The organism is Methylomonas aurea (genome assembly GCF_024505045.1).
In the GTDB taxonomy this organism is placed as follows: domain Bacteria; phylum Pseudomonadota; class Gammaproteobacteria; order Methylococcales; family Methylomonadaceae; genus Methylomonas; species Methylomonas aurea.
Map to the genome: position 1 here is coordinate 21453 of NZ_JANIBM010000016.1, position 22444 is coordinate 43896.

The following is a 22444-nucleotide window of genomic DNA, read 5'->3' on the forward strand; positions in this document are numbered from 1 at the left end:
ATGGATTACGATTTTTCATTTTTTTTGGTCGCCGCCACCTTCGTCACCGGTATCGTTTGGGGAGGCTATAGCCTGTACCTGAAACGTGCCGGTTTGCCTTACCCGACCGAGAAAGAACCGGTGCTGGTCGAATACGCCCGCTCATTTTTTCCGGTGGTATTGATCGTGCTATTACTACGTTCGTTTTTGGTCGAGCCGTTCCGGATCCCGTCCGGATCGATGATGCCGACTTTACTGGTCGGCGATTTCATCTTGGTAAACAAATTCAGCTACGGCATCCGCCTGCCGGTGTTGAATACCAAAGTCGTCGAAATGGGTGAGCCTAAACGCGGCGACATCGTCGTATTCCGTTATCCGAAGCAACCGGAAGTCGATTACATCAAACGCGTGATTGGTTTGCCGGGCGACAGAATCGCTTATTTCGACAAAAAACTGTACGTCAACGGCGCCCCGGTCAAGCAGGTATCCCTCGGTCGCTATCAAGGTGTCGGCCAAGGCGCTAACATGACCGGTGCCGAGCGTTTGGAAGAAGATTTGGCCGGCGTGCAGCATTCCATCCTGGTTGCGCCGGGAGCTTCATCGGTCGAAGACGTATTTGTGGTGCCGCCCGGCCATTATTTCATGATGGGCGACAACCGCGACAATAGTAACGACAGCCGTTATTGGGGATACGTACCCGAAGCCAATCTGGTCGGTAAAGCGTTCTTTATCTGGATGAATTGGGACTGGCAAAACAACGGCATCGATTTTGGCCGTCTGGGTACGGTGTTACAGTAATCCAGTGTTGCCGGGTGTTCGGCGTGCGTTTAGACAGCGACGATATGCGCCGGTTGATTAAGATTTTAGGAGGGACGGTATGCGTTCTTTACCCCGCACACAACAAGGGCTGACCTTTTTGTCGATCGCATTCATTTTGGCATTGATCGGTTTCTTTACGCTGTTGATTCTGAAGATTGCGCCGATTTATATCAACCACAGCCGCGTGGTCAACGCGATCAAAGCGGTGGAAAACACCACCGATATCGTGACCAAGTCCAAATCCGAGATCAAGACCAGTCTGGAAAAGCGATTCGATATGAACTACGTCGAACACGTTACGCCCGAAGACGTCACCATCGTGGCGCAGCCCGGTTACGTCAGGGTGGAAGTCGACTACGAGCGGGTCGAGCGTATTTTCGGAAATCTGAGCGTGCTGGTTGAATTCCACGAAGGATTCGAAGCCGGCAACAAGTGATAAAAAATCCCGAAATTCTCTCTGCAAAACTGGGGTTGGCGTTTAACGATCCGCAGTTGTTCAGCATGGCATTGACCCACCGCAGTGTCGGTTCTCGCAATAACGAGCGTTTGGAATATCTGGGCGATTCGGTACTCGGCTTCGTCATCGCCGAGCAATTGTACGAGTTGTTTCCCGATGCCGGCGAAGGGGTGCTGAGCCGTTTACGGGCCAGTCTGGTGAACCAAAGTTCGCTGGCAGAACTGGCCAGACAGCATAACCTCGGCGATTATCTGATCCTGGGGTCCGGCGAGTTGAAGAGCGGCGGATTCCGCCGCGATTCGATTTTGTCGGATGCGCTGGAGGCCATCATGGGCGCGTTGCTTAGAGACCAGGGTATCGATGTTTGTCGGCAATGGATTCTGCGCCTATTTGCCGATAAGTTGGCGGCGCTTAAAGTCGACGATTGGAACAAGGATCCGAAAACTCGGCTGCAGGAATTGATGCAGGCTAGCCGAAAACCATTGCCGGTTTATGAGTTGGTCGGCATGTCCGGCGCCGATCATGCGCAGACTTTCGAAGTGAAATGCAGTGTGGCGGTTACTTCCGAAACCTGTAACGGCGTCGGAATCTCCCGCAAAAAGGCCGAACAGGCCGCTGCGGAAAATATGTTGAACCTTTTGCAAACCAAAGCTAAATGAACTGCGGATACGTCGCTTTGATCGGTAGGCCCAATGTCGGTAAATCGACGTTGATGAACCACTTGCTCGGGCAAAAGCTCAGCATCACTTCCCGTAAGCCGCAAACCACTCGGCATCGCATTCTCGGCATCAAAACCACGGAAGCCGGACAGGCGATTTTCATGGATACGCCGGGCATGCATCAGGACGAAAAAAAGGTCTTGAATCGTTACCTGAACAAGACCGCCGATAGCACTTTGCTGGGTGTCGATGTCGTGGTCTGGTTATTGGACGGCTTGTATTGGCACGAATACGACGAGAAAATTTTCAAGAAGTTGGAGCGGGCCGGGTTGCCGGTGATTCTGGTGGTCAACAAGGTCGATAAGCTCAAGGACAAGGACGCCGTGCTGCGGTTTTTCGCCGAGGCCCAAGCCAAGTATCCGTTTCAACACATTCTGCCGGTGTCAGCCTTGAGGAATACCAATCTGGATGTGCTGGAGCAGCAGATCATGGCCTTATTGCCCGAGGCCGAGCCGATTTACCCGGAGGACCAAATCACCGATCGGCCGGAGCGGTTTTTTGCCGCGGAAATCATTCGCGAAAAATTGACCCGGCGCCTGGGCGACGAGTTGCCTTACGCATTGACCGTCGAAATCGAGCGCTACGAAGAATATCCGGAATTATGCAAAATTTACGCGGCGATTTTGGTCGAGCGCGACAGCCAGAAAAGCATCGTCATCGGCAAACAAGGCGAGATGCTGAAAAAGGTTGGCAGCGAGGCCAGGGTCGATATCGAAAAATTGATCGGCCAAAAAGTTTATTTGCAGTTATGGGTCAAGGTTAAGAAGGGCTGGTCGGACAACGAGCGGGCCTTGCAGAGTTTGGGTTTTACCGACTTCGGCGATTGATGGATGGCGGTGCGGTCCACTTGCAGCCGGCGTTCGTCTTGCAACATCGGCCCTATCGGGAAACCAGTCTGCTGCTAGACGTATTCACCCGCGATTTCGGGCTGGTCTCGATTTTGGCCAAAGGTGTCAGAAAACCCAAGTCGAAGACGGCCGGCTTACTGCTGCCATTTTCGGCATTAAAGCTGTCTTATGTCGGCAAACACGAACTGAAAGTCCTGGCCGATGCCGAATATGTCGACAGTTATCCCTTGCAAAGCTTGGCTTTGTATTGCGGATTTTATGTCAACGAATTGGTTGGTATCTTTGTGCATAAAGCCGATCCCCAGCCTGGCATTTTTGCACTTTACATTCGTTGCCTGCGCGAACTATGTGAGGCACAGAATATCGAGCAAAGCTTGCGTTATTTCGAGCTGGATTTGCTGAGTGAGTCCGGCTATGCCGCCGATTTGGCGTATGACGTCAAAGGGGAGCCGATTCAGGCAGGCCTGCGCTACAACTTTGTCGCAGATTTCGGCATGGAGCAAGCGGTCGGCGGCGCGGTCGGCGGCGACACGCTGGCGATGCTGGCCGGCAGGGCGGCGTTGCCGGCTGCGGCGTTAGCCGAAGCCAAGACCCTGCTCAGGAAAATGCTGGATGTTCATCTGCAAGGGCGGCATCTGAGCAGTCGCGCCGTACTGGCCAAAATAATCAAACATTTATAACCGAATGGTTTTCGCGGATTTTTTCCCCGGATTTGAGAGTACATGACAAAACAACCTATATTGCTGGGCGTCAATATCGATCACGTCGCGACACTGCGGCAAGCCAGAGGTACCCGTTACCCGGAGCCGCTGCAGGCCGCTCTGCTGGTTGAGCAGGCCGGTGCCGACGGCATCACGGCACATTTGCGCGAGGATAGGCGGCATATTCAGGACCGGGATATCCGGCTGTTGAAGGAGATGTTGCACACCCGCTTGAATCTGGAAATGGCGGTCACCGCGCCGATGCTGGCCATCGCTTGCGAAGTGCGGCCGCAGGCTTGCTGTCTGGTGCCAGAGCGCCGCGAGGAATTGACGACCGAGGGCGGCTTGGACGTAGCCGGCGCTGCCGGCAGAATGAAAGAGGCTTGCCGACAGTTGGCTGAAGCCGGCATCGAAGTTTCGTTGTTCATCGATCCTGATTTTCGCCAAATCGACGCTGCGCTGGCTGCCGGTGCTCCGGTAGTAGAATTACATACCGGCCGCTATGCCGATGCCGAAAACTACGAGGAGCGCGATCGGGAACTGCAGCGGATTCGCGATGCGGCGGCATACGCCCATGCCGCCGGCCTGCAGGTCAATGCCGGGCATGGTTTAAATCTGCACAACGTCGAAGCGATTTGCCGGATCGATTCTATCGTCGAACTGAATATCGGCCACGCCTTGATCGCCCAGGCTTTGTTTTGCGGTTTGGAACAAGCGGTAAGGGATATGAAGCGGGTGATGCGAGAGGCGCGTTTGCACGGTTAGAGCTATGCTGGCGGAACTCGAGTTTTACCAATTGACCTCGATCGGTAACCGCGAGGTCAATCAGGATTGTATGGCGCATCGGGTATGTAACGAATATGCCTTGTTCGTGGTTGCCGACGGTTTGGGCGGGCACCATGGCGGGGAGAAAGCGTCGCAATATTTTTGCCGTTGTTTGATTGCGTTTGCGGACAAATACCGCGCTCCTATACAGAGCCGCGGTGTGCCGGCCGTGCAGGACTGGATTACCGAAGCGGTCGCCGGCATGCGTGAGCTGTTTGCCGGCGATCCCGTGGCGCTCAATGCGCACACCACTTGTGCGGTACTGTATCTGGACGCGGAGCAGGCCATCACCGCACACTGCGGCGATTCGCGAATTTACCGGCTGAACGCCGAACGGGTATTGTGGCGGACCAAAGACCATTCGCTACTGCAGCAATTGTTAGACGAAGGCAAGATCAGCGAATGGGAAATGGGCGTGCATCCCGATCAGCATAAATTGACCCGGAGTATTAACGCCTTATATCCGCCGGTTGTCGATATCGTCAGTTGCCCGCCGATAAAAAGCGGCGAGACATTTATTTTATGCAGCGACGGTTTTTGGGAATTTGTCAAAGAGCCGGAATTGCTACAATTATCGCAGCCGGCCAGCGCCAAACCGGAGTTGCAGAAAATGGCGAAAATGGCCGTGCTGCGGGCTCAGGGCAAAAGCGATAATGTTACCGTGCAATGGGTGCGCAAGCGTTAATCCGACGGACTGGAAGATTTGCCTCGGCCGTTTTTGCCGCGCATAAAAAAGGCCGCTGTTTGCGGCCTTGGTTTGTTAGTGGGTGGCTAAACCATGCTTCTGAATCCGATACAGTAGCGTATCTCGCGATATACCCAGCAATCTGGCTGATTTGCTTCGGTTGCCTTTTGTTCGCGCCAGGGCTTGTAAAATCATATCCGCTTCCAATGCATCCAATTGCAAGCCAAGTTCCGGTAATGTGAATTCGGGGTTCGGTGCCACTGTGCCGCGGTTAAACTCGTGCGGCAGGTTTTCCGGCTCGATGACTTTGCCGGACAGCAGGATACTGAGTCTTTCGCAGAGGTTGCGCAATTCGCGGACGTTGCCGGGCCATTTGTAGTTGCGCAGCGTTTTCAGGGCTTGTCTGCTAAAGGTCGGCGGTTCTAACGAATGCATTGCGGCAAAATGGGCAAAGAAATGCTTGGCAAGTTCTTCGATGTCTTCGCTGCGCTGGTGTAAGGACGGGATTTCCAACGGAACCACATTCAGGCGGAAATATAAGTCTTGGCGGAATTCGCCGTTTTCGATTAATTTAGTCAAATCGGCGTTGGATGCGGCGATGACGCGCACGTTCACCGTGTAGGGCTTGGTGCCGCCTACGGGCAGGCATTCGCCGGATTCCAGAAAACGCAATAGTTTGGACTGAATGCTGATCGGCAAGGAGTTGATTTCGTCCAGAAACAGCGTGCCGCCGTCCGCGGCCTGGAACAAACCTTGTTTGTCGGAAATTGCGCCAGTAAATGCGCCTTTTTTGTGGCCGAAAATTTCCGACTCGACCAAGCCCTCGGGCAGGGCGGCGCAGTTCAAGGTAACAAAGGGCTTGTTAGCGCGCGGGCTGTCTTTTTGTATCGCCGTGGCAAGCACCTCTTTTCCTGTCCCGGTTTCGCCTTTGATCAACACAGTAACGTCGGTCGCTGCGACGATACGGGCGCTACGGATTAAAGCTTCTATGGCTGGAGATTGTCCAATAATCGAATTGAAGTTATCCACCTGTAAAACCTCTCAATACGTCATAATGTGTTCAACGCGCATCGGGTTTAGCCAAGGAAAGGCTGCCAATAATGCGAAAATGATAAACAAGGCTCCGACCGCATGCTTGAATTGGCGGAGTCTGGAAAGCCGAGTCAGAAACGAGGTCATTATACCGATTCCCATCACGGCTGGTAAAGTACCTAACCCGAAAGCCAGCATGGTCATTGCGCTGTGGACTATCCCTTCGGCGGTTGCCGCCAGCGCCAGCGCGGTATAGATTAGCCCGCACGGCAGCCAGCCCCAAACCATACCGAACAATAACGCCTGAGTGCGGTTCTTTACCGGAATCAGGCGTCTGCCCAGGGGTTCAATGCATTTCCAAAAACGCGAGCCCATTTTTTCGATGTAAGCAAAGCGCGGGAACCAGCCACCGAGGTAGAGTCCGGCGCCGGCCATTACGACGGCGGATAAAATTTGCAGCAAACGGTGCGCCTGGCCTTGGCTGAACGGCATGCTCAAAAATACTTGTAAGGTCCCGACCAGCGCACCGGCGAGGGCGTAGCTGAAAATCCGCCCTAGGTTGTAATTCAGTACGATTTCGAACAGGCGCCGTTTGTCGTTGCGCAGTTCCGGTTTCAGGCTGTATGTTAGCGTGCCGATGATGGAGCCGCACATGCCGATGCAATGTAGGCTGCTGAGCAAGCCCATCACGAATGCGGCAAGATACGATGCGTTGAAATCGAGATAAACGTGCATATGCGGTACGAAGCGGCGCCGATCGGTGGTGAAAGTGGGGAAAGATTATAGCCGGTTTCCCGTGCACTCTCGATGCCGGTGTACGCAACCTTCGTCACGGCACGTCCTCCAGGTTGTTGGCGCAAACCCGATTGCGCCCCTGCTTTTTGGCTTGATACAACGCGTCGTCTGCGGCTTTTAACAAGACGGTGGACTGGTCGTGGGCATGGGCCCGTAAACTGGCAATGCCAGCTGAAATGGTGACGAATGCGGTGGGATTGTTTTTAACGTGGCGGATTTTCAAGGCCTCGACGGCCTCGCGGTATTGTTCGGCGCGTAGCATTGCGCCGATGCTGTCGGTGTTGGGCAACAAGATTGCGAACTCTTCGCCGCCGAGCCGAGCCACCAAGTCTTCGGGGCGGTGAGTCATGCTTTGTAAGGCGCCTGCCACGTTTTTCAAACATTCGTCTCCCATCGGGTGGCCGTAATAATCGTTATATTGTTTGAACGAATCGATGTCGGCGATCATCAACGAAAGGGGCATGCCGGTGCGTTTGGATTGGTTCCATTGCCGTTCCAGGGCCGCATCGAACGCGCGGCGGTTGGGAATCTCGGTCAAACCGTCCAGCGACGCCAATTTTTCCAGCAAATCGGATTTGGCTTTCAGCTGAATTTGGGTTCTGACCCTGGCCAGAACCACCGACGGGGAAAAGGGTTTAGTAATGTAATCGTTGCCGCCGATGCGGAAGCCGTGCACTTCGTCTTCTTCGGAATGTTTGGCGGTCAGGAAAATGATCGGTATGTTGCGGGTTTTATCCAACGCTTTGAGTTGTAGGCAAGTCTGGTAGCCATCGGTACCGTCCATCACGATATCGAGCAGGATCAGGTCCGGCTGCTGGTTGGCGGCAATTTGCAAAGCCAATTCGCTGTTCACGGCTACTTTGACCTGGTAGTAAGGTTCCAATATGTTTTTGATTAAATCCAGATTTTCCGGACTGTCATCCACTGCCAGGATGGTATGAGTCTTCGGATTTTCCATTTCTTTATATTCCTGAGTCCAATAAACGGTTCAGCGCCTGGGCGGCTTCCACGAATTGGTAGTTGCCAATTTGTTTTTTTACCGGCACCAACGCTTCCAACAGTTTTGCGTCTTCGATGGAAGCAACGATTTGATCCATCTGCCGGTCCGCGTCGGAGTCGAAGAGCTGTAATTTGTTGACCAGTAAAGCCAGTTGCTGCCGTACTTCCAGCGGCGACAAGCGGACATTGGGTTCCAGTTCCGCGGTGGCCGGCAATGCGCTGTTGATGCCGCGAATCACTTTAGCCATTTCCAATGCCGTTGCGGCGATATTACTCTCGATTGTCGCCAGATTCGCGCGCTCGGATTGGCTGGTTGACAAGCACTCCTCGAGCCTTAGCAAATGGCTTTGCAACTGTAGCGCGCCGAGTGAGCCGACCAGCCCTTTTAAAGTATGGACCAATTGGTAAACTTTATCGAAATTGTTACCGGCCAGGGCCTGATTAATCTCGTTCATCGTATCGGCGTGGTTTTCGGCAAATTTTTGCAGGATTTTGCGGTATACCTTGCGATTTCCGGCCGTGTGCTGCAAACCGACCATGCTATCGATGCCGTAAAGGTAAGGAATATGGCTGCTGGTCGCCTCTGGCGTGGGAACGCTCGGATGGGTCCGGCTCCGCGGCGTAATCCACTTGACCAGCGCCGCGTAGAGGGTTTCCGGCAAAATCGGTTTGCTAACAAAATCATCCATATCCGCCTGCAGGCATTTGTTCCGGTCGTTCCGCATTGCATTCGCCGTCATCGCGATGACTGGCAAGGTCTGGCAGCCCGGAATCGATCTCAAGTGTTGCGTGGTTTGATAGCCGTCCATCACGGGCATTTGTACGTCCATCAATACGCAGTCGAATAGGGTTGTGTGCAGTTTTTGCAGCGCGATTTCGCCGTTTTCGGCGACTTCGACCTCGATACCGGCCTGGTTGAGTAACTCGATTGCCACGATCCGGTTTACCTCGTTATCCTCGACCAGCAGCACCCGCGCTCCGGCGATCGCATGTAGTTTGTCGGCATCCAGCGAGTTTTTCCGCAGGTATTGAGCTTGCCAAATCGAGGCCATATTGCTAATTCCCAATTTGACGCTGAAGGTGAAGGTCGAGCCGACGTTTTCCCGGCTCGATACGCTGATGGTACCCCCCATTTGTTCGACCAACTGTTTCGATATGATCAGGCCGAGCCCGGTGCCGCCGTAATTGCGGGTGACGCTACTGTCGCCCTGACTGAATGCCTGAAACAGTTTAGCTTGCATTTCGGCGTTCATGCCAATGCCGGTATCGCTGATGCTGAATTGCATGCAGGTCTGTTGGGCCGAGCGACTCAATTCGCTGAGCGTGACTTTGATTTCGCCATGTTCGGTGAACTTGATGGCGTTACCGATCAAATTGATGAAAATTTGCCGTAAACGTTGCGGGTCGCCGACGACCGCCAGGCGGGTCTGGTCTGCCGGCGGACGGATCAACGCCAGGCCTTTGCGGGCGCTGAGTTCGGACATCGTGGAGAAAACATTGTCCAACATTTCCTCGAGCACGAACGGGATGGATTCCAATTGCATTTTCCCGGCTTCCATTTTCGAGAAATCCAGAATATCGTCGATGATGGTCATCAGCGAGCGCGATGCGGTTTCGACCCGTTCCAGGTAGTCGCGTTGCTTGGCGGTGATGCCGGTATTCAGGCATAGTTCCACCAAGCCGATAATCGCATTCATCGGCGTGCGGATTTCGTGGCTCATATTGGCCAGAAATTCGGATTTGACCCGGTTGGCTTGTTCAGCTTGTTGTTTGGCTTCCAATAAACGTTGTTCGGCCTGCAGCCGGTCGGTAATATCTTGCATCGTACCTTGCACGCCTACGATTATATTGTCGGCATCGCGCAAGGCTTTGCCGCGCTGGTGCACATGGCGGATTTCCTTGTTGCTTAACACAATCCGGTGGCGAAAGTCGATAATGCCGCCGCGGGCGGCGTTCTGCATCGCCGATTTGAAAAAGGCCTGGTCTTCCGGATGGACTAATCGGCTCACAATTGCCGAAAAATCCGGGGAAAAATCCTGTTTGTTGGTCGCGGTGATGCGGTACATTTCGTCCGACCAACTGAAATGGTCGTCCGCCAAGCGCCAGTGCCAATCGCCGATATGCGATATGCTTTGGGCATCCAGCAAGCGTTGCTTTTGGTCCTGCAAGGCGTCGATAGCGCGGCTGCGCGCTAATTCCGCACTGATTTGCAGCGCGAGCAGTTTCAAAATGTCCGCGGCGAATGTAGCGTCCGGAATCGGTTTGCAATAGGAAACGGCGATGTAGCCGAAGCTGGTTTGCTGCTTGTCCTGCAGTGGGATGCCGAGATAGCCTTCAATGTTCAAGGTTTGCAGCCATTGCGCATTCGGGAAGCGTTGGCCGACGCCGCTTTCGAAGCAGCAGATCCGACCTTCCGCGACGATACGGCAAGGCGAGTCGAGCAGGTTGAATTCCTGGTTCGGCACGATTTTGCCGTGCGCGCATAAGCACAGGCTACGCGCGCGACCGTTATCCAATATTTCCGCGACCAGTGCGTAATCGGCGCCCAATGTTTCGAGAGTCAGTAGGGTCAAATTATCCAGCAACGATTCGGCGTTCTGCGGCAAGGCGCTGGAAATGATGTTTCTGATTGCCCGGTTTTGTTGGCGTTGCTGGGTGATGTCGCTGACCAATCCCTGGTAATCGGTAATGCGGCCTTGTTCGTTGCGGACGATCATCTTGCGGTCTTGTACCCACTTGATGTTGCCGCCGTGGGTAACGATGCGGTAGGGTTGATGCACTATTTCCCGGCATTCGGGCATTTCGCTGCCGGCTTCGATTTCTCGTAGGAAAGCGGCCAAATCGTCGGGATGGATCAAGTTTGCGTAAAACACACCGCCGTTGACTAGTTGTTCCGCGCTGTAGCCTAGTAACTGGCGGGCGTTCTCAGTGGCGAACTCGACGGGCAGCCCTTCGGAGTTATTCCATTTCAGTACTACCGCGCCGCTACGGCTGATGATCTGATAAGCAGCTTGTAAGTTGTTCTCGGATTGTTTACGTTGGCTGATATCTTGATGTGTGCCGCATAAGCGCGTAGGGCGGCCACTTACCGGATCGTACGCGACTACGGCGCCGGAGCCCTGAATCCAGACCCAGTGGCCGAGTTTGTGTCGCATCCGGAACTCGACGACGTAGGGGCGGCGGGATGCGATGTGCTTGTCGACTGTCGCCCGTACCCGTTCCCGGTCGTCGGGGTGCAAACGCTCTGACCAATCGCTGACGTAATTGTCCAGTTCGTCCTGGTTCAGACCGAGCATGTCCAGCCAGCGTTGATTGACCAAATGCTTGCCGGTTGGGTATTCCCAGTCCCAATAGCCGAGTTGGGCGCCGTCGATGGCCAGCGTCAACTGTTCTTCGATCCGTTTGCGCGGGGTAACGTCGACATGGAATTCGATCATTTCGCTATTGTTGCGCGAACTCAGTCGCTGTAACGAGATTTCCCGCCAATTATCGCTCGGGAAGGCGAAGTCGGCGCCGGCCATGGCTTTTCCGGCTTTGATGTGTTGGCACAAACGGCATTCGGCTTCGTCGAATTGGGGCGGGTGAAACCAAACGTGTACCGGTTGATTCAGCAGTTGTGCGGCGCTGCTGCCGGTCACCAATTCGGCCGCTCGGTTTACGCCCCGGATCCGGCAGGCATTGTCGACTACTACCACCGCGTGCTCAAGCGCATCGTAATTGCGGCGTATTCGAGAGGCCAACGAGGCATCGCGCGGCGGACGTAGCAATAAGCTGCCGAATACCAACAGCGCGGTAACTCCTGGTAACAACAAACCGAGCAGATCGGATATCGCGCTGCGGCTGCTGACGTGCTGGAACAAGGTGACCGCAACATCGCAGAGCAATAACAGGCAGGCGCCGATCAACGCCAGGCGCGGAATTTGCTCGGAAGGTTCGGAGGCGTTGTCGGTCATGGCGGGTGGGGTCGGGAGTAAACCGTTCTCGGAACGAAAATCTTAGACTGCCGCCATGCAAATGTGAATTTTGCCGAAGTGGAATTTGCCGGCGAGACTAGCAAATCGGGATTTTATAGGCTGCCCCCGCTTGCTCCATGACCAGTTTCGGCACCAGATACCCGGGCAAGTGCCGTTGCAGGTGTTGGTGCAATGCGCGGGCTTTCGCTTCGCTGACTTCGAAATGGCCGACGCCGCTGGCGCGGTCCAGCAGATGCAGGTAGTAGGGCAGTATGTTAAAGCTGAATAGGCGCTCGCTAAGCTCGCAGAGCCGTTCGCCGTCATCGTTGATTCCCTTTAACAACACGCTTTGGTTTAACAGCGTGACGCCGCAGTGCCTGAGTTCGCTACAGATGTGTTTGACCGAATCGCTGAGTTCTTGCGCATGGTTGGCATGTAAAACCATGACAAGCTGTGCCGACAACTTGGAAAAAGCCTTCAGCAATTCGCCGGTTATGCGTTGCGGCAGCACGACCGGGGTGCGGGTGTGGATACGGATGCGCTTGATGTGACTGATTTCGGCGAAGCGGCGCATAAGTTGTTCGAGTTTGGTATCGCTGAGCAGCAACGGATCGCCGCCGCTCAGAATGACTTCGCTAATTTCCTGGCGTTGCTCGACGTAAGCCACTGCGCTGTCGACTTTTTGACCGGACAATTGCAGTTCGGCGTACGGAAAATTTCTGCGAAAACAGTAGCGGCAGTGCACCGCGCAGGCGCCGGTTGCGATCAACAGAATCCGGCCGTGGTACTTATGAATCACCCCGGTTTGGGCCACCGCTTGCAAATCGCCGACCGGGTCGTCGTTATAGCCGGGGTAATCGTTTAATTCGGCCAGATCCGGCAATACTTGGCGTAGCAGTGGGTCATCCGGGTTGCCGGCTTGCATTCGTGCCGCAAAATCGCGCGGAACCCGTAACGGAAATGCGCTGGCATGCTCGGGTAAATTCAAATCGGCGGGTGAAAGTTGCAGGTAGGCGCACAAGTCGGCAACGCTGTCGAATGCATCGGCAAGCGCCTGTTGCCATGTGGCGGATGGGGTGTTCAAAGTTGCTCCGGTTTCCGAATAAAAATCTTATCCATTATAATCGTCGGCTTATTGTTTGTTTCACGAGGAAAAAATGGCGACTTTTAGCACCAACGAGTTCAAGGGCGGTTTGAAGATCATGCTGGATAACGACCCTTGCGCGATTATCGAGAACGAGTTCGTTAAGCCGGGCAAAGGCCAAGCTTTCAACCGGGTCAAGATCCGCAATCTGAAAACCGGCCGGGTAATCGAGCGCACTTTCAAATCCGGCGATACCGTGGAAGGTGCCGATGTTGTCGATAAGGAAATGCAATACCTCTATAGCGACGGCGAATTCTGGCATTTCATGGTGCCGGACACCTTCGAACAATACCAAGCCGATAAAAACGCCGTATCCGAAGCCATCAAATGGTTGAAAGAGCAGGATATCTGCACGATGACCCTGTGGAACGATTCGCCGCTGTCGGTGACTCCGCCCAACTTCGTCGAACTCTCGATCACCGAAACCGATCCCGGCTTGAAGGGCGATACCTCCGGCGGCGGCGGCAAGCCGGCGACACTGGAAACCGGCGCTGTGGTGCGGGTGCCGCTGTTCGTGCAAACCGGGGAGGTAATCAAAGTCGATACCCGTACCGGCGAGTACGTCTCCCGCGTCAAAGAATAGTGGTTGCCGCCTGGCGGCCTGCTTGCTCTATCGAGCATTTGCGCCGGCGCGCGCAAATGCTCGCCGCGATCAGGCGTTTTTTCGACCAGCGCCAGGTTCTGGAAGTCGAAACCCCGCTGTTATGCCGGGCCACCGGCACCGATCCGCAGTTGGATTTTTTCAGCAGCGACTACCTCGCGCCGCCGATGCGACAAACCCTGTTTTTGCAAACTTCGCCGGAGTTCGCGATGAAGCGGCTGCTGGCAGCCGGCAGCGGCAGCATCTACCAGATTTGCAAGGCCTTTCGCAATGGTGAGGCCGGGCGCTTTCACAATCCGGAGTTCACGATTCTGGAGTGGTACAGAGTCGGTTTCAATTTGCAACAATTAATGGCCGAGGCGGCCGAACTGTTGCGGTCTTTATTGGCGGCGGACGGTTTGCCGATGCCAGTGGTGCAAATCTCCTACCGGCAACTGTTCCGTGACAGCGTGGGCCTCGACCCGTTGGTGTTCAAGCGCGAGACCTACGCCGCCTATGCTGCGGAGCACGGCCTACAAGACGCCATTAGCTTGTGCGGGAACGACCACGCCATGTGGTTGGATTTTATTTTCAGCCACCGGGTGCAGCCGGCGATGGCCGCAAGCACTCTGTATCTGGTTTACGGCTATCCGTCGATACAGTCTTCGCTGGCCAGGAACTGTGTCGACGATCCGCGGATCTGCGAGCGTTTCGAGATTCTTGTCAATGGTGTCGAATTGGGCAACGGATTTTTCGAGTTGGCTGACCCGGTCGAGCAGGAAGGGCGGTTCGACCGCGAAATCGCTTACCGCGAGCAAAACGGCCTGCCTGCGGTTGCCAAAGACCTTTATCTGCTGGACGCGTTAGCTTCGGGCTTGCCGGATTGTAGCGGGGTGGCGATCGGTTTGGATCGGTTGTTGATGTTAGCCACCGGCAGCGAGTCGATTGCCGAGGTGTTGGCTTTTCCGTTGGCGAATGCCTGACGTTGGGCGATTGTCGCCGGAAAAAACGCCCCCTTCTGCTGAAGGGGGGATTCGGCATGGGTTCCGGATCAGTATAAGATAGGCATAGCCATGCGGCTGTTTAGAAAGGCCAGCTCAGACGGTTTTTGGGGTTGTCCATGCTGTCGAGCGCCGCTTGTACGTCCTTAACGAAAAAGCGTTTCAAGCCGCGGCCCAGTCGGGTCGAAAGCATCGGAACCGCCTGTTCTTTAGCCAGATAAGCGGCCGGTTCGCGCCCTCTACGGTATTTGCTGAGCGCTTGTCTAACGGCCGAGCACAGATAGCATTCGGTGCCTTCCGGAAGTGTGGCGTTTAAATCGCGAATAAGATGGGGGGTTATTTTGTTCATACCAACCTCCTCCGCAATCGGGAGCCGGGGACGCTAATCCCTGTGTCAGTTAAAGATCCGCGACTCGGATCTGTTATTTAACAAAAATAACGTGATTAACTTATCAATACCGTAGAAAAAGTCAACGATTGTTTGACAGTGTTTATTGATTTGTGTCAAGGAAGTTTGTCACGGCTCGCGAGCCGGGCATGATGTGGATAGCAGGCGAACCTTCTAACGGTTCGCCTGCTGCTGTCTGGTGGCAGATTAGTCTTGTTTGTCTTCTTTGCCGGCCGGTTTGCGTAGACGGATGCCCAACTCTTTGAGCTGTTCTTCGCTGACCACGGCGGGGGCATTGAATAGCGGGCAAGCCGCGGTTTGGGTTTTCGGGAAGGCAATCACGTCGCGAATTGAACCGGCGCCGGTCATCAGCATCACTAAGCGGTCGAGACCGAAAGCAATACCGCCGTGCGGCGGCGCACCATATTTCAGAGCATCCAGCAGGAAGCCGAATTTCTCTCGGGCCTCCTCGTGACCAATGCCTAGGATGTCGAACACGGTTTGCTGCATCGCGGTGCGGTTGATCCGGATCGAGCCGCCGCCGACTTCTGTGCCGTTCAATACCAAATCGTACGCGCGCGACAACGCTGTTCCCGGACTAGCGACCAGTTCTTCCACCGAGCAACTCGGCGCGGTGAACGGATGGTGAATTGCGGTGTAGCGTTGGGCTTTGTCGTCCCAGGCGAACATCGGAAAATCGACTACCCACAGCGGTTTCCAAGGTCCGGTCAACAGATTGCGGTCCAAGCCCAATTTAACCCGCAACGCGCCCATCGCTTCGTTGACGACGTGGGCTTTGTCGGCGCCGAAGAAAATCAGGTCGCCGTTTTGGGCGTCGACTTTTGCCATGACTTTGGCCCAAACTTCGGCCGGGGCGAATTTGACGATCGGCGATTGCAAGCCGTCGACGCCGGCGGCCAAATCGTTGACCTTGATGTACGCCAAACCTTTCGCGCCATAGATGCCAACGAATTTGGTCAGTTCGTCGATCACGCTGCGGCTCAAGTCGCCGCCTTCCGGCAATTTCATGGCGACGACGCGGCCGTTGGGATCGTTGGCCGGGCCGGAGAAGACTTTGAAATCGACGTTTTTCATTTCCTCGGCGATGTCCACCAATTCCAGCGGAATCCGCAAATCGGGACGGTCGGAACCGTAACGGCGCATCGCTTCGGCGTAGCTCATGACCGGGAATTTGTCGCCCAAATCGACATCGATGATGTCCTTGAACAAGCGGCGGATCATTTCTTCCATCACCGCCATGATTTCCTGCTCGTTCATGAACGAGGTTTCGATATCCAGCTGGGTAAATTCCGGTTGGCGGTCGGCGCGCAAGTCCTCGTCGCGGAAGCAACGCACCACTTGGTAGTAACGGTCCATGCCAGCGATCATCAACAACTGTTTATATAACTGAGGCGATTGCGGCAAGGCAAAGAACGAATTTTGGTGAGTACGGCTTGGGACAATATAGTCGCGAGCGCCTTCGGGCGTGGCCTTGGTCAGATACGGGGTTTCGATTTCGAAAAACTCGTGGTCGTCCAAGTACTGGCGCAGGTTGCGAGTCACGTCGCGGCGCACCTTCATCTTTTGCTGCATCGCGGTGCGGCGCAAGTCTATGTAACGGAAACGCAAGCGGGTTTCTTCGTTGACTTCGATGTCGCTTTCCAGCGGGAACGGCGGGGTTTCGGCTTCGTTTAGCACTTCGATGTGCTTGCCGAGCACTTCGATCTGGCCGGTCGACATATTCGGATTATGCGTGCCCTCGGGACGGTCGCGAACGATACCTTCGATGCGCAATACGTATTCGCTGCGCACGTGCTCGGCGATCGCGAAGCTCTCGGCCGCGTCGGGATCGAACACCACTTGCACCAGGCCGGCGCGGTCGCGCAAGTCGATAAAAATCACGCCGCCATGGTCGCGGCGGCGGTGCACCCAGCCGCACAGGGCCACGGTTTGTCCCAGATGCTGGGTGTTCAGTTCTCCACACTTGTGGCTACGCATAATGTCTCTCGGAATATTTCAAAAAAGCTGGCGATGGTACGAATTTATAGGGTTTCAGGCAAGTTTAATGGCAGGCGCAACTGCCGCCGCAACCGCCGCTGTTGCCGCCGGATTTTTCCGGAGCCTTGCTCTCGCCGGCCACGTTTTTCTTGTTGCCGCTTTTGAAATCGGTTTCGTACCAGCCACTGCCTTTCAATCTGAATCCGGCCGCGGAAATTTTCTTTTTCAATTCGGCTTCGTTACAGGCAGGGCAAATCACCAACGGTTCGGCGCCCAGTTTTTGCAGGGCCTCGTGTTCGTGTCCGCAAGCGTTGCATTGGTATTCGTAAATAGGCATCTGCTTCTCCAGTTGAAAGTCTCTAAAAACCGCTTACTAAGGGCTGGTTTTAAATTTTCAAGGCCCTTAATGCTAGAATATCGCGCCATTTTAAATGAAAACGCCCGGAGATTATGGACAAATTGACCATCCGCCAGCCCGACGACTGGCATTTGCACGTCAGAAACGGAAGTATGTTGCGATCGGTCATCGGCCATAGCGCCCGGCAATTTGCCAGGGCGATCATCATGCCCAATCTGAAGCCGCCGGTAACTACAGTGGGGCAGGCGTTAGCCTATCGGCAGGAGATTCTGGATGCGCTGCCTGAAGGTTCTGGGTTTCAGCCATTGATGACGTTGTATCTGACCGGCAACACAACGCCGGAAGAAGTAAAAAACGTTGCCGACTGCGAGCACGTTCATGCCTTCAAGCTGTATCCGGCCGGCGCGACGACCAATTCCGACGCCGGCGTCGCCGACATCGTTGCGGCTTATCCTTTGTTCGAAGCGATGGAAAAATATGGCGTGCCGCTGCTGGTTCACGGCGAGGTCACCGACGCCGAATATGACATCTTCGATCGCGAAAAAATCTTTATCGAAACCAAGCTGAGTCCAATTCTCCGTCACTTCCCGCAGTTGCGGATTGTCGTCGAACACTTGACTACCGAAGAAGCTGTGCAATTCGTCGAATCGGCCGCGGCCAATGTCGGCGCGACCATCACGCCGCAGCATCTGCTTTACAACCGTAATGCCTTGCTGGCGGGCGGTATCCGTCCGCATTTTTATTGCTTGCCGATTCTGAAACGCGAGCATCACCGGCAGGCTTTGCTGCGGGCGGCGACCAGCGGCAACCCCAAGTTTTTTCTCGGCACCGACAGTGCGCCGCATCTTACCGCGTTGAAAGAAAACCACTGCGGCTGCGCCGGCTGTTTCAGCGCCCACGCCGCGCTGGAGTTGTATGCGGAAGCTTTTGAAATGGTCGGCGCTTTGGATAAGTTGGAAGGTTTCGCCAGCGATTTCGGTGCCGATTTCTACGGATTGCCGCGCAATAGCGGTACGGTGACTTTGGCCAGGCAGGCGTGGCAGGTGCCGGATGTTTACGTCGATGCCGATTCGGGTATCGCGATCACACCGTTGCGGGCCGGAGATGAAATTTCCTGGCGTCTGCTGGTTTAATTGAGCCGTTTGTATCGGTTGATATCAACCCGCAGCCACGTCCGCGGGCTTTTTCGATTAGGAGCATGGCGCCGGAACCCCTCTATCGACGTAATGGCATGAATCTGGCTTAATCTATCGATTTACGTCCGGCTTTCAGCCTCGTTGGCGGCTAGCCGCGGCAACCGCAAAATTTTCTGCATGAACTTATCTAGCGATCCGATTTACCGTTGGGGTGTATTTTTGCTCTGGCTCGTGCTGAGCATCAGCGTTTTTTTTCGCGCACCGATCCCGATCGACGAAACCCGTTATCTGAGCGTGGCCTGGGAGATGTGGTTGCGCGGCGATTTTTTAGTGCCGTATTTAAACGGGCATACCTACAGCCATAAACCGCCGCTGTTATTCTGGTTGATCCAGGTCGGCTGGGGCGTATTCGGCGTCAATGACTGGTGGCCGCGTTTGGTGGGGCCGTTGGCGGCACTGGTTAATTTGCTATTGGTCCGACGCCTGGCGGCAATACTTTGGCCTGAGCAACGCGAGGCAGCGGCACTGGCGCCCTGGGTGCTGGCGGGTACATTGCTGTGGACTTTGTTTGCCACGTCGACCATGTTCGATATCTTGCTGACCGATTGCGTGATGCTGGGCATGTTGGGGCTGTTGATCGTAGCGAACGGTCGGGTTCTCAAGGGATGGCTTTACTTCGGCTTGGCGATCGGGTTGGGACTGCTGGCCAAAGGCCCGGTCATTTTTCTGCATTTGCTGCCGGCGGCCTTGTTTGCCAAATTCTGGCACACCGGGGGAAAAGCACCGGGAACGGCGTGGTGGCTGGGGCTAGTGGCCTCGGTTTTGTTCGGTGCCTTACTGGCCCTGGCCTGGGCGCTGCCCGCAGCGCTGGCGGGCGGCCAGGAATACGCGGACGCAATTTTGTGGCATCAAACCGCGGACCGTACGGTGGGCACCAAAATCCATACCCGGCCGGTTTTCTGGTATTTACAGTTCCTACCGTTGCTATTGTTTCCCTGGTTGTTCTGGCCGCGACTATGGGCCGGGTTGCGTCAAGGGTTTAATGGCGACAACGGCTTAAGGTTCAGCGCGATTTGGCTGGTTTCGGTTTTTCTGCTGTTTTCGGCACTACCCAGCAAGCAACTGCATTATCTGATTCCGATGCTGCCGGCTTTTGCTTTGGTTGTCGCCAGGGTACTGTCGCGCAACCGTTTGGTCTGTTCCATCGCCGCGGAATCGGTTGTTCCGGCCTTGTTTGCATTGATCGGGGTGTTTCTATTGTTGTTGCCGCAAGTGCCCGGTTTGGCCAAGTTGCATTGGGTGCAAACCGTCGAAATCGACTGGGGGCTCTGGGTGTTGGTGATCTCGTTGGGCCTGGCCGTCGCGGTCTGGCGCTCGCGGGCTCTGTCGGTGGCATCCTTGTCCGCTGCTGTGGTGGCAGCAGTTTTCGCCGGTTTTATCTACTTCTTTCAGTATGTCGGTCTGGCGTACGATTTGCGTCCGGCTGCGATGCAGATCCGGGCGTTTAACGAGCAGGGCGTGCCCTACGCCTACGTCGGCAATTACCAAGGCCAGTTAAATTTTCTGGGGCGATTGACCGAACCGTTGCCGGTATTGGCGACGGTTGCCGACGCCGAGCACTGGGCGGCGAGCCATCCGGCCGGTTATCTGGTTTCGCTGGAGAAAGATAAACCGGAGGATACCTTTTATCTGCAGGGGCATCGCGAATATTGGCTGGTATTCCGGTCCGCCGGCCAGTTCGGGCGGCTGAAACCCTTATGATCGGCTGACAATTATCCGGTTTCGCATTAAGCGTTTGATACAATTAGCAACTTTTTACTTTTTCCGAGTTTATGCAAATTTCTGTCGTAGTCCCCGTTCATAACGAAACCGATAACGTTGACGCGTTAATCGCCGAAATTGACCGAGCCCTGAGCGGTCAGGAAGCTTACGAAATGATATTCGTCGACGACGGCAGTACCGACGATACCGCGGCCAAGTTGCAGCGGGCCATGCAAAAATATCCGGCGCTGAGGGTGTTGCAGCATCGGCGCAGTTGCGGCCAAAGCCGGGCGGTGCATAGCGGCGTGGTTGCTGCGCATTACCCGTGGATCGCAACGCTGGACGGTGACGGCCAGAACGATCCGGCCGACATTCCAAATCTGGTCGCGGCCTGGCAAGCGCAGAACGATCCGCAATTGTGGATGCTGGCCGGGTTTCGCCATCAGCGCAACGACACCGGCTGGCGCAAATTCTCGTCCAAATTCGCCAACGCCGTGCGCCAGGCGATTTTGCACGATGCAACGCCCGATACCGGTTGCGGTTTGAAACTGTTTTTGCGCGATAAATTCCTGGCATTACCTTACTTCGACCACATTCACCGCTTCTTGCCGGCCTTGATCCAAATGGCCGGCGGCCGGGTGATTTCGGTAAAGGTCAACCACCGGCCGCGGAGTTTCGGCCAATCCAAGTATGGAACGTTGGATCGCGCATTGGTGGGTATCGTCGATTTATTGGGCGTGGTCTGGCTGAAACGGCGCCACAGCCTGGCGCAAGTCAGCGAGGTGGCGCGTGGCTAAGTTTGTTATCGCCTTTTTCTCACTGATTTGCGCAGGTGTTTAATGGAGCAGGGCGTCGTCAATTTTTTCAGTCATTTGTTCGACAAATGGCAGCATCATTTGTCCAGCATGGACTCCAACGACATTATCTGGCTCACGATCGGTTTGGTCGGCCAGTCGCTGTTCATGATGCGCTTCATCGTGCAGTGGATCCATAGCGAACGCCACCAGAAAAGCATCATCCCGGTCAGTTTTTGGTATTTCAGCCTGTCGGGCGGCGTGATCGTGTTGTTGTACGGCATTCATCGGGTCGATCCGGTGATTATTCTTGGGCAGTTGCCGGGTACTTTTGTTTATGCCAGAAACCTGATGTTGATCAGGCGCGAACACAGAGACGCGTTGGCTGAGTTGGCCGACGAGGATTTGGGCGGTTAATGCCGAGCCGGCAGCGATTAGAAACACGATTTTTCAGATTTGCGGAAAATCCGGCCGCTTTGCCCTAGACTAGGGCCTTTGGCATAACGACGTATCGGGGAGGTGTCTGATGAGGATTTTAGTTTTGTTCGCGCTGGTTATCGCTTGGCAACATGCGCATGCCGAGGTTTACAAATGTACCGGTAAGGACGGCAAGACCGTTTACCAATCGAAGCCTTGCCAAACCGCGGTCAAAGCCGAACAATTGGATATCCAGGCCGATCCGGAAGTGGAGGCGGCCGCTAAAGCCAGGCGCGAGGCCTTGGAAAGCGAATACGACGCGAAGAAAGCCGCGAAACTGGAAGCCGAGCGGCGCGAAGCGGTGCTGCGCAATCAAACCGAATCCGCTGCCGCATTGAAACAGAGCGCGATCGCCCAGCAGCAGCAGGTTGAAGCACAACAAAGACAGGCCGCGGCTCTGGAGCGCCAAGCTCAGCAAGGCGCCAATCCGGTGATGATAGTCGCGCCGCCGGTCGTATTGCCGGCACCGGCGGTTCCGCAGGTGCCGGGAGCTCCGGTGCCGAGCGGGCCGATCGTTAAAGACCGGACTTTGCGTTAAACGGCGGGCCTGGCCATGTTGTGGTTGAAAGCACTGCATTTAATTTTTATGGTGACCTGGTTCGCCGGCTTGTTTTATCTGCCGCGGCTGTTCGTCTACCACGCGATGAGCGAAGACAGTATTAGCAACGAGCGCTTCAAAACCATGGAACGCAAGTTGTATTACGGCATCATGACGCCGGGGATGGTGTGCACGTTTGCCTTCGGCGTCTGGATGTTGGCCGATTATGCCTGGATGTTGTATTCGGCCAGCGGCTGGTTGCACCTGAAATTGGTGTTACTGCTGTTGTTGGCGGTGTATCACGGCTTTTGCGGCAAATGGCTGTTGGATTTCAAACACGACCGTAATCGCCATTCTCACGTGTATTTCCGCTGGGTCAACGAGATACCGGTCCTGTTCCTGTTTGCCATCGTGATCTTGGCTGTGGTCAAGCCGTTCTGATTCATGTCGTGTCTTC

General features: G+C 55.0%; 23 protein-coding genes. 15 read left to right on the plus strand and 8 right to left on the minus strand.

The genetic code is table 11. From position 1 onward, the window contains the following. From lepB to NP603_RS13605, 7 genes are all read left to right on the plus strand, one after another. Complete coding sequence (gene lepB, locus NP603_RS13575) at positions 1–777, plus strand: signal peptidase I (protein WP_256611437.1); 777 nt, start codon at positions 1–3, stop codon at positions 775–777. A 79-nt stretch (positions 778–856) separates the two neighbouring features. Next, on the plus strand, positions 857–1234 hold the full coding sequence (locus NP603_RS13580) for a DUF4845 domain-containing protein (RefSeq protein ID WP_256611438.1): 378 nt from the start codon (positions 857–859) through the stop codon (positions 1232–1234). Beyond that, complete coding sequence (rnc, locus tag NP603_RS13585) at positions 1231–1914, plus strand: ribonuclease III (RefSeq protein WP_256611439.1); 684 nt, start codon at positions 1231–1233, stop codon at positions 1912–1914. The genes NP603_RS13580 and rnc overlap by 4 nt, the downstream gene beginning before the upstream one ends. After that, the gene (gene era, locus NP603_RS13590; RefSeq protein WP_256611440.1) at positions 1911–2801 is read left to right on the plus strand and encodes a GTPase Era; all 891 of its coding nucleotides are present in this window, start codon (positions 1911–1913) and stop codon (positions 2799–2801) included. The genes rnc and era overlap by 4 nt, the downstream gene beginning before the upstream one ends. Continuing rightward, positions 2801–3502, plus strand: a complete 702-nt coding sequence (gene recO, locus NP603_RS13595; protein ID WP_256611441.1) for a DNA repair protein RecO — start codon at positions 2801–2803, stop codon at positions 3500–3502. Before era ends, recO begins: the two co-directional genes overlap by 1 nt. A 42-nt stretch (positions 3503–3544) precedes the next feature. Further along, positions 3545–4288 carry a pyridoxine 5'-phosphate synthase gene (gene pdxJ / locus NP603_RS13600; RefSeq protein ID WP_256611442.1) on the plus strand — a complete coding sequence of 248 codons (744 nt, stop codon included), beginning with the start codon at positions 3545–3547 and terminating at the stop codon, positions 4286–4288. Positions 4289–4292: 4 nt separating this feature from the next. Then, positions 4293–5033 carry a PP2C family protein-serine/threonine phosphatase gene (locus tag NP603_RS13605; protein ID WP_256611443.1) on the plus strand — a complete coding sequence of 247 codons (741 nt, stop codon included), beginning with the start codon at positions 4293–4295 and terminating at the stop codon, positions 5031–5033. Between the two features lie 75 nt (positions 5034–5108). Here the strand turns inward: NP603_RS13605 and NP603_RS13610 are convergent, their stop codons facing one another. The 5 genes from NP603_RS13610 to epmB all read right to left on the minus strand — a co-directional run bounded on the left by NP603_RS13610 (position 5109) and on the right by epmB (position 12896). Continuing rightward, positions 5109–6062: a sigma-54 interaction domain-containing protein gene (locus tag NP603_RS13610; RefSeq protein WP_256611444.1), complete on the minus strand. Its 954-nt coding sequence runs from the start codon at positions 6060–6062 to the stop codon at positions 5109–5111. A gap of 12 nt (positions 6063–6074) precedes the next feature. Continuing rightward, positions 6075–6800, minus strand: a complete 726-nt coding sequence (locus NP603_RS13615) for a sulfite exporter TauE/SafE family protein (RefSeq protein ID WP_256611445.1) — start codon at positions 6798–6800, stop codon at positions 6075–6077. A 94-nt stretch (positions 6801–6894) separates the two neighbouring features. Further along, entirely contained in the window at positions 6895–7818 is a 924-nt protein-coding gene (locus tag NP603_RS13620) for a diguanylate cyclase domain-containing protein (RefSeq protein WP_256611446.1), read from the minus strand. A 4-nt stretch (positions 7819–7822) separates the two neighbouring features. After that, on the minus strand, positions 7823–11812 hold the full coding sequence (locus tag NP603_RS13625) for a PAS domain-containing protein (RefSeq protein WP_256611447.1): 3990 nt from the start codon (positions 11810–11812) through the stop codon (positions 7823–7825). A 97-nt stretch (positions 11813–11909) separates the two neighbouring features. Continuing rightward, positions 11910–12896, minus strand: a complete 987-nt coding sequence (gene epmB, locus NP603_RS13630) for an EF-P beta-lysylation protein EpmB (RefSeq protein WP_256611448.1) — start codon at positions 12894–12896, stop codon at positions 11910–11912. Between the two features lie 73 nt (positions 12897–12969). Between epmB and efp the strand changes: the two genes are divergently transcribed. Continuing rightward, on the plus strand, positions 12970–13539 hold the full coding sequence (gene efp / locus NP603_RS13635; protein WP_256611449.1) for an elongation factor P: 570 nt from the start codon (positions 12970–12972) through the stop codon (positions 13537–13539). Next, a complete protein-coding gene (gene epmA / locus NP603_RS13640) occupies positions 13539–14519 on the plus strand; it encodes an EF-P lysine aminoacylase EpmA (RefSeq protein WP_256611450.1) in 981 nt (326 codons plus the stop codon). Before efp ends, epmA begins: the two co-directional genes overlap by 1 nt. Positions 14520–14619: 100 nt before the next feature. On the opposite strand, the gene NP603_RS13645 is transcribed toward epmA, so the two are convergent. From NP603_RS13645 to NP603_RS13655, 3 genes are all read right to left on the minus strand, one after another. Further along, entirely contained in the window at positions 14620–14886 is a 267-nt protein-coding gene (locus NP603_RS13645) for a hypothetical protein (RefSeq protein ID WP_256611451.1), read from the minus strand. 246 nt (positions 14887–15132) lie between these two features. After that, positions 15133–16923, minus strand: coding sequence for an aspartate--tRNA ligase (gene aspS, locus NP603_RS13650; RefSeq protein ID WP_256611452.1), 1791 nt, complete (start codon positions 16921–16923; stop codon positions 15133–15135). 64 nt (positions 16924–16987) lie between these two features. Next, positions 16988–17260 (minus strand): FmdB family zinc ribbon protein, encoded by a 273-nt coding sequence (locus NP603_RS13655; RefSeq protein ID WP_256611453.1) that lies wholly within the window; start codon positions 17258–17260, stop codon positions 16988–16990. A 113-nt stretch (positions 17261–17373) separates the two neighbouring features. Here NP603_RS13655 and pyrC point away from each other — a divergent pair, with 113 nt between their 5' ends. The 6 genes from pyrC (at position 17374) to hemJ (ending at position 22428) form a co-directional block, all read left to right on the plus strand. Next, positions 17374–18414, plus strand: a complete 1041-nt coding sequence (gene pyrC / locus NP603_RS13660) for a dihydroorotase (protein WP_256611454.1) — start codon at positions 17374–17376, stop codon at positions 18412–18414. A gap of 180 nt (positions 18415–18594) precedes the next feature. Continuing rightward, on the plus strand, positions 18595–20178 hold the full coding sequence (locus NP603_RS13665; RefSeq protein ID WP_256611455.1) for an ArnT family glycosyltransferase: 1584 nt from the start codon (positions 18595–18597) through the stop codon (positions 20176–20178). Between the two features lie 71 nt (positions 20179–20249). Then, a complete protein-coding gene (locus tag NP603_RS13670) occupies positions 20250–20975 on the plus strand; it encodes a glycosyltransferase (RefSeq protein WP_256611456.1) in 726 nt (241 codons plus the stop codon). Between the two features lie 42 nt (positions 20976–21017). Further along, the gene (locus NP603_RS13675) at positions 21018–21389 is read left to right on the plus strand and encodes a lipid-A-disaccharide synthase N-terminal domain-containing protein (RefSeq protein ID WP_256611457.1); all 372 of its coding nucleotides are present in this window, start codon (positions 21018–21020) and stop codon (positions 21387–21389) included. 109 nt (positions 21390–21498) lie between these two features. Beyond that, a complete protein-coding gene (locus tag NP603_RS13680; RefSeq protein ID WP_256611458.1) occupies positions 21499–21987 on the plus strand; it encodes a DUF4124 domain-containing protein in 489 nt (162 codons plus the stop codon). Positions 21988–22002: 15 nt separating this feature from the next. Next, a complete protein-coding gene (gene hemJ / locus NP603_RS13685) occupies positions 22003–22428 on the plus strand; it encodes a protoporphyrinogen oxidase HemJ (RefSeq protein WP_256611459.1) in 426 nt (141 codons plus the stop codon). Positions 22429–22444: the final 16 nt, after the last annotated feature.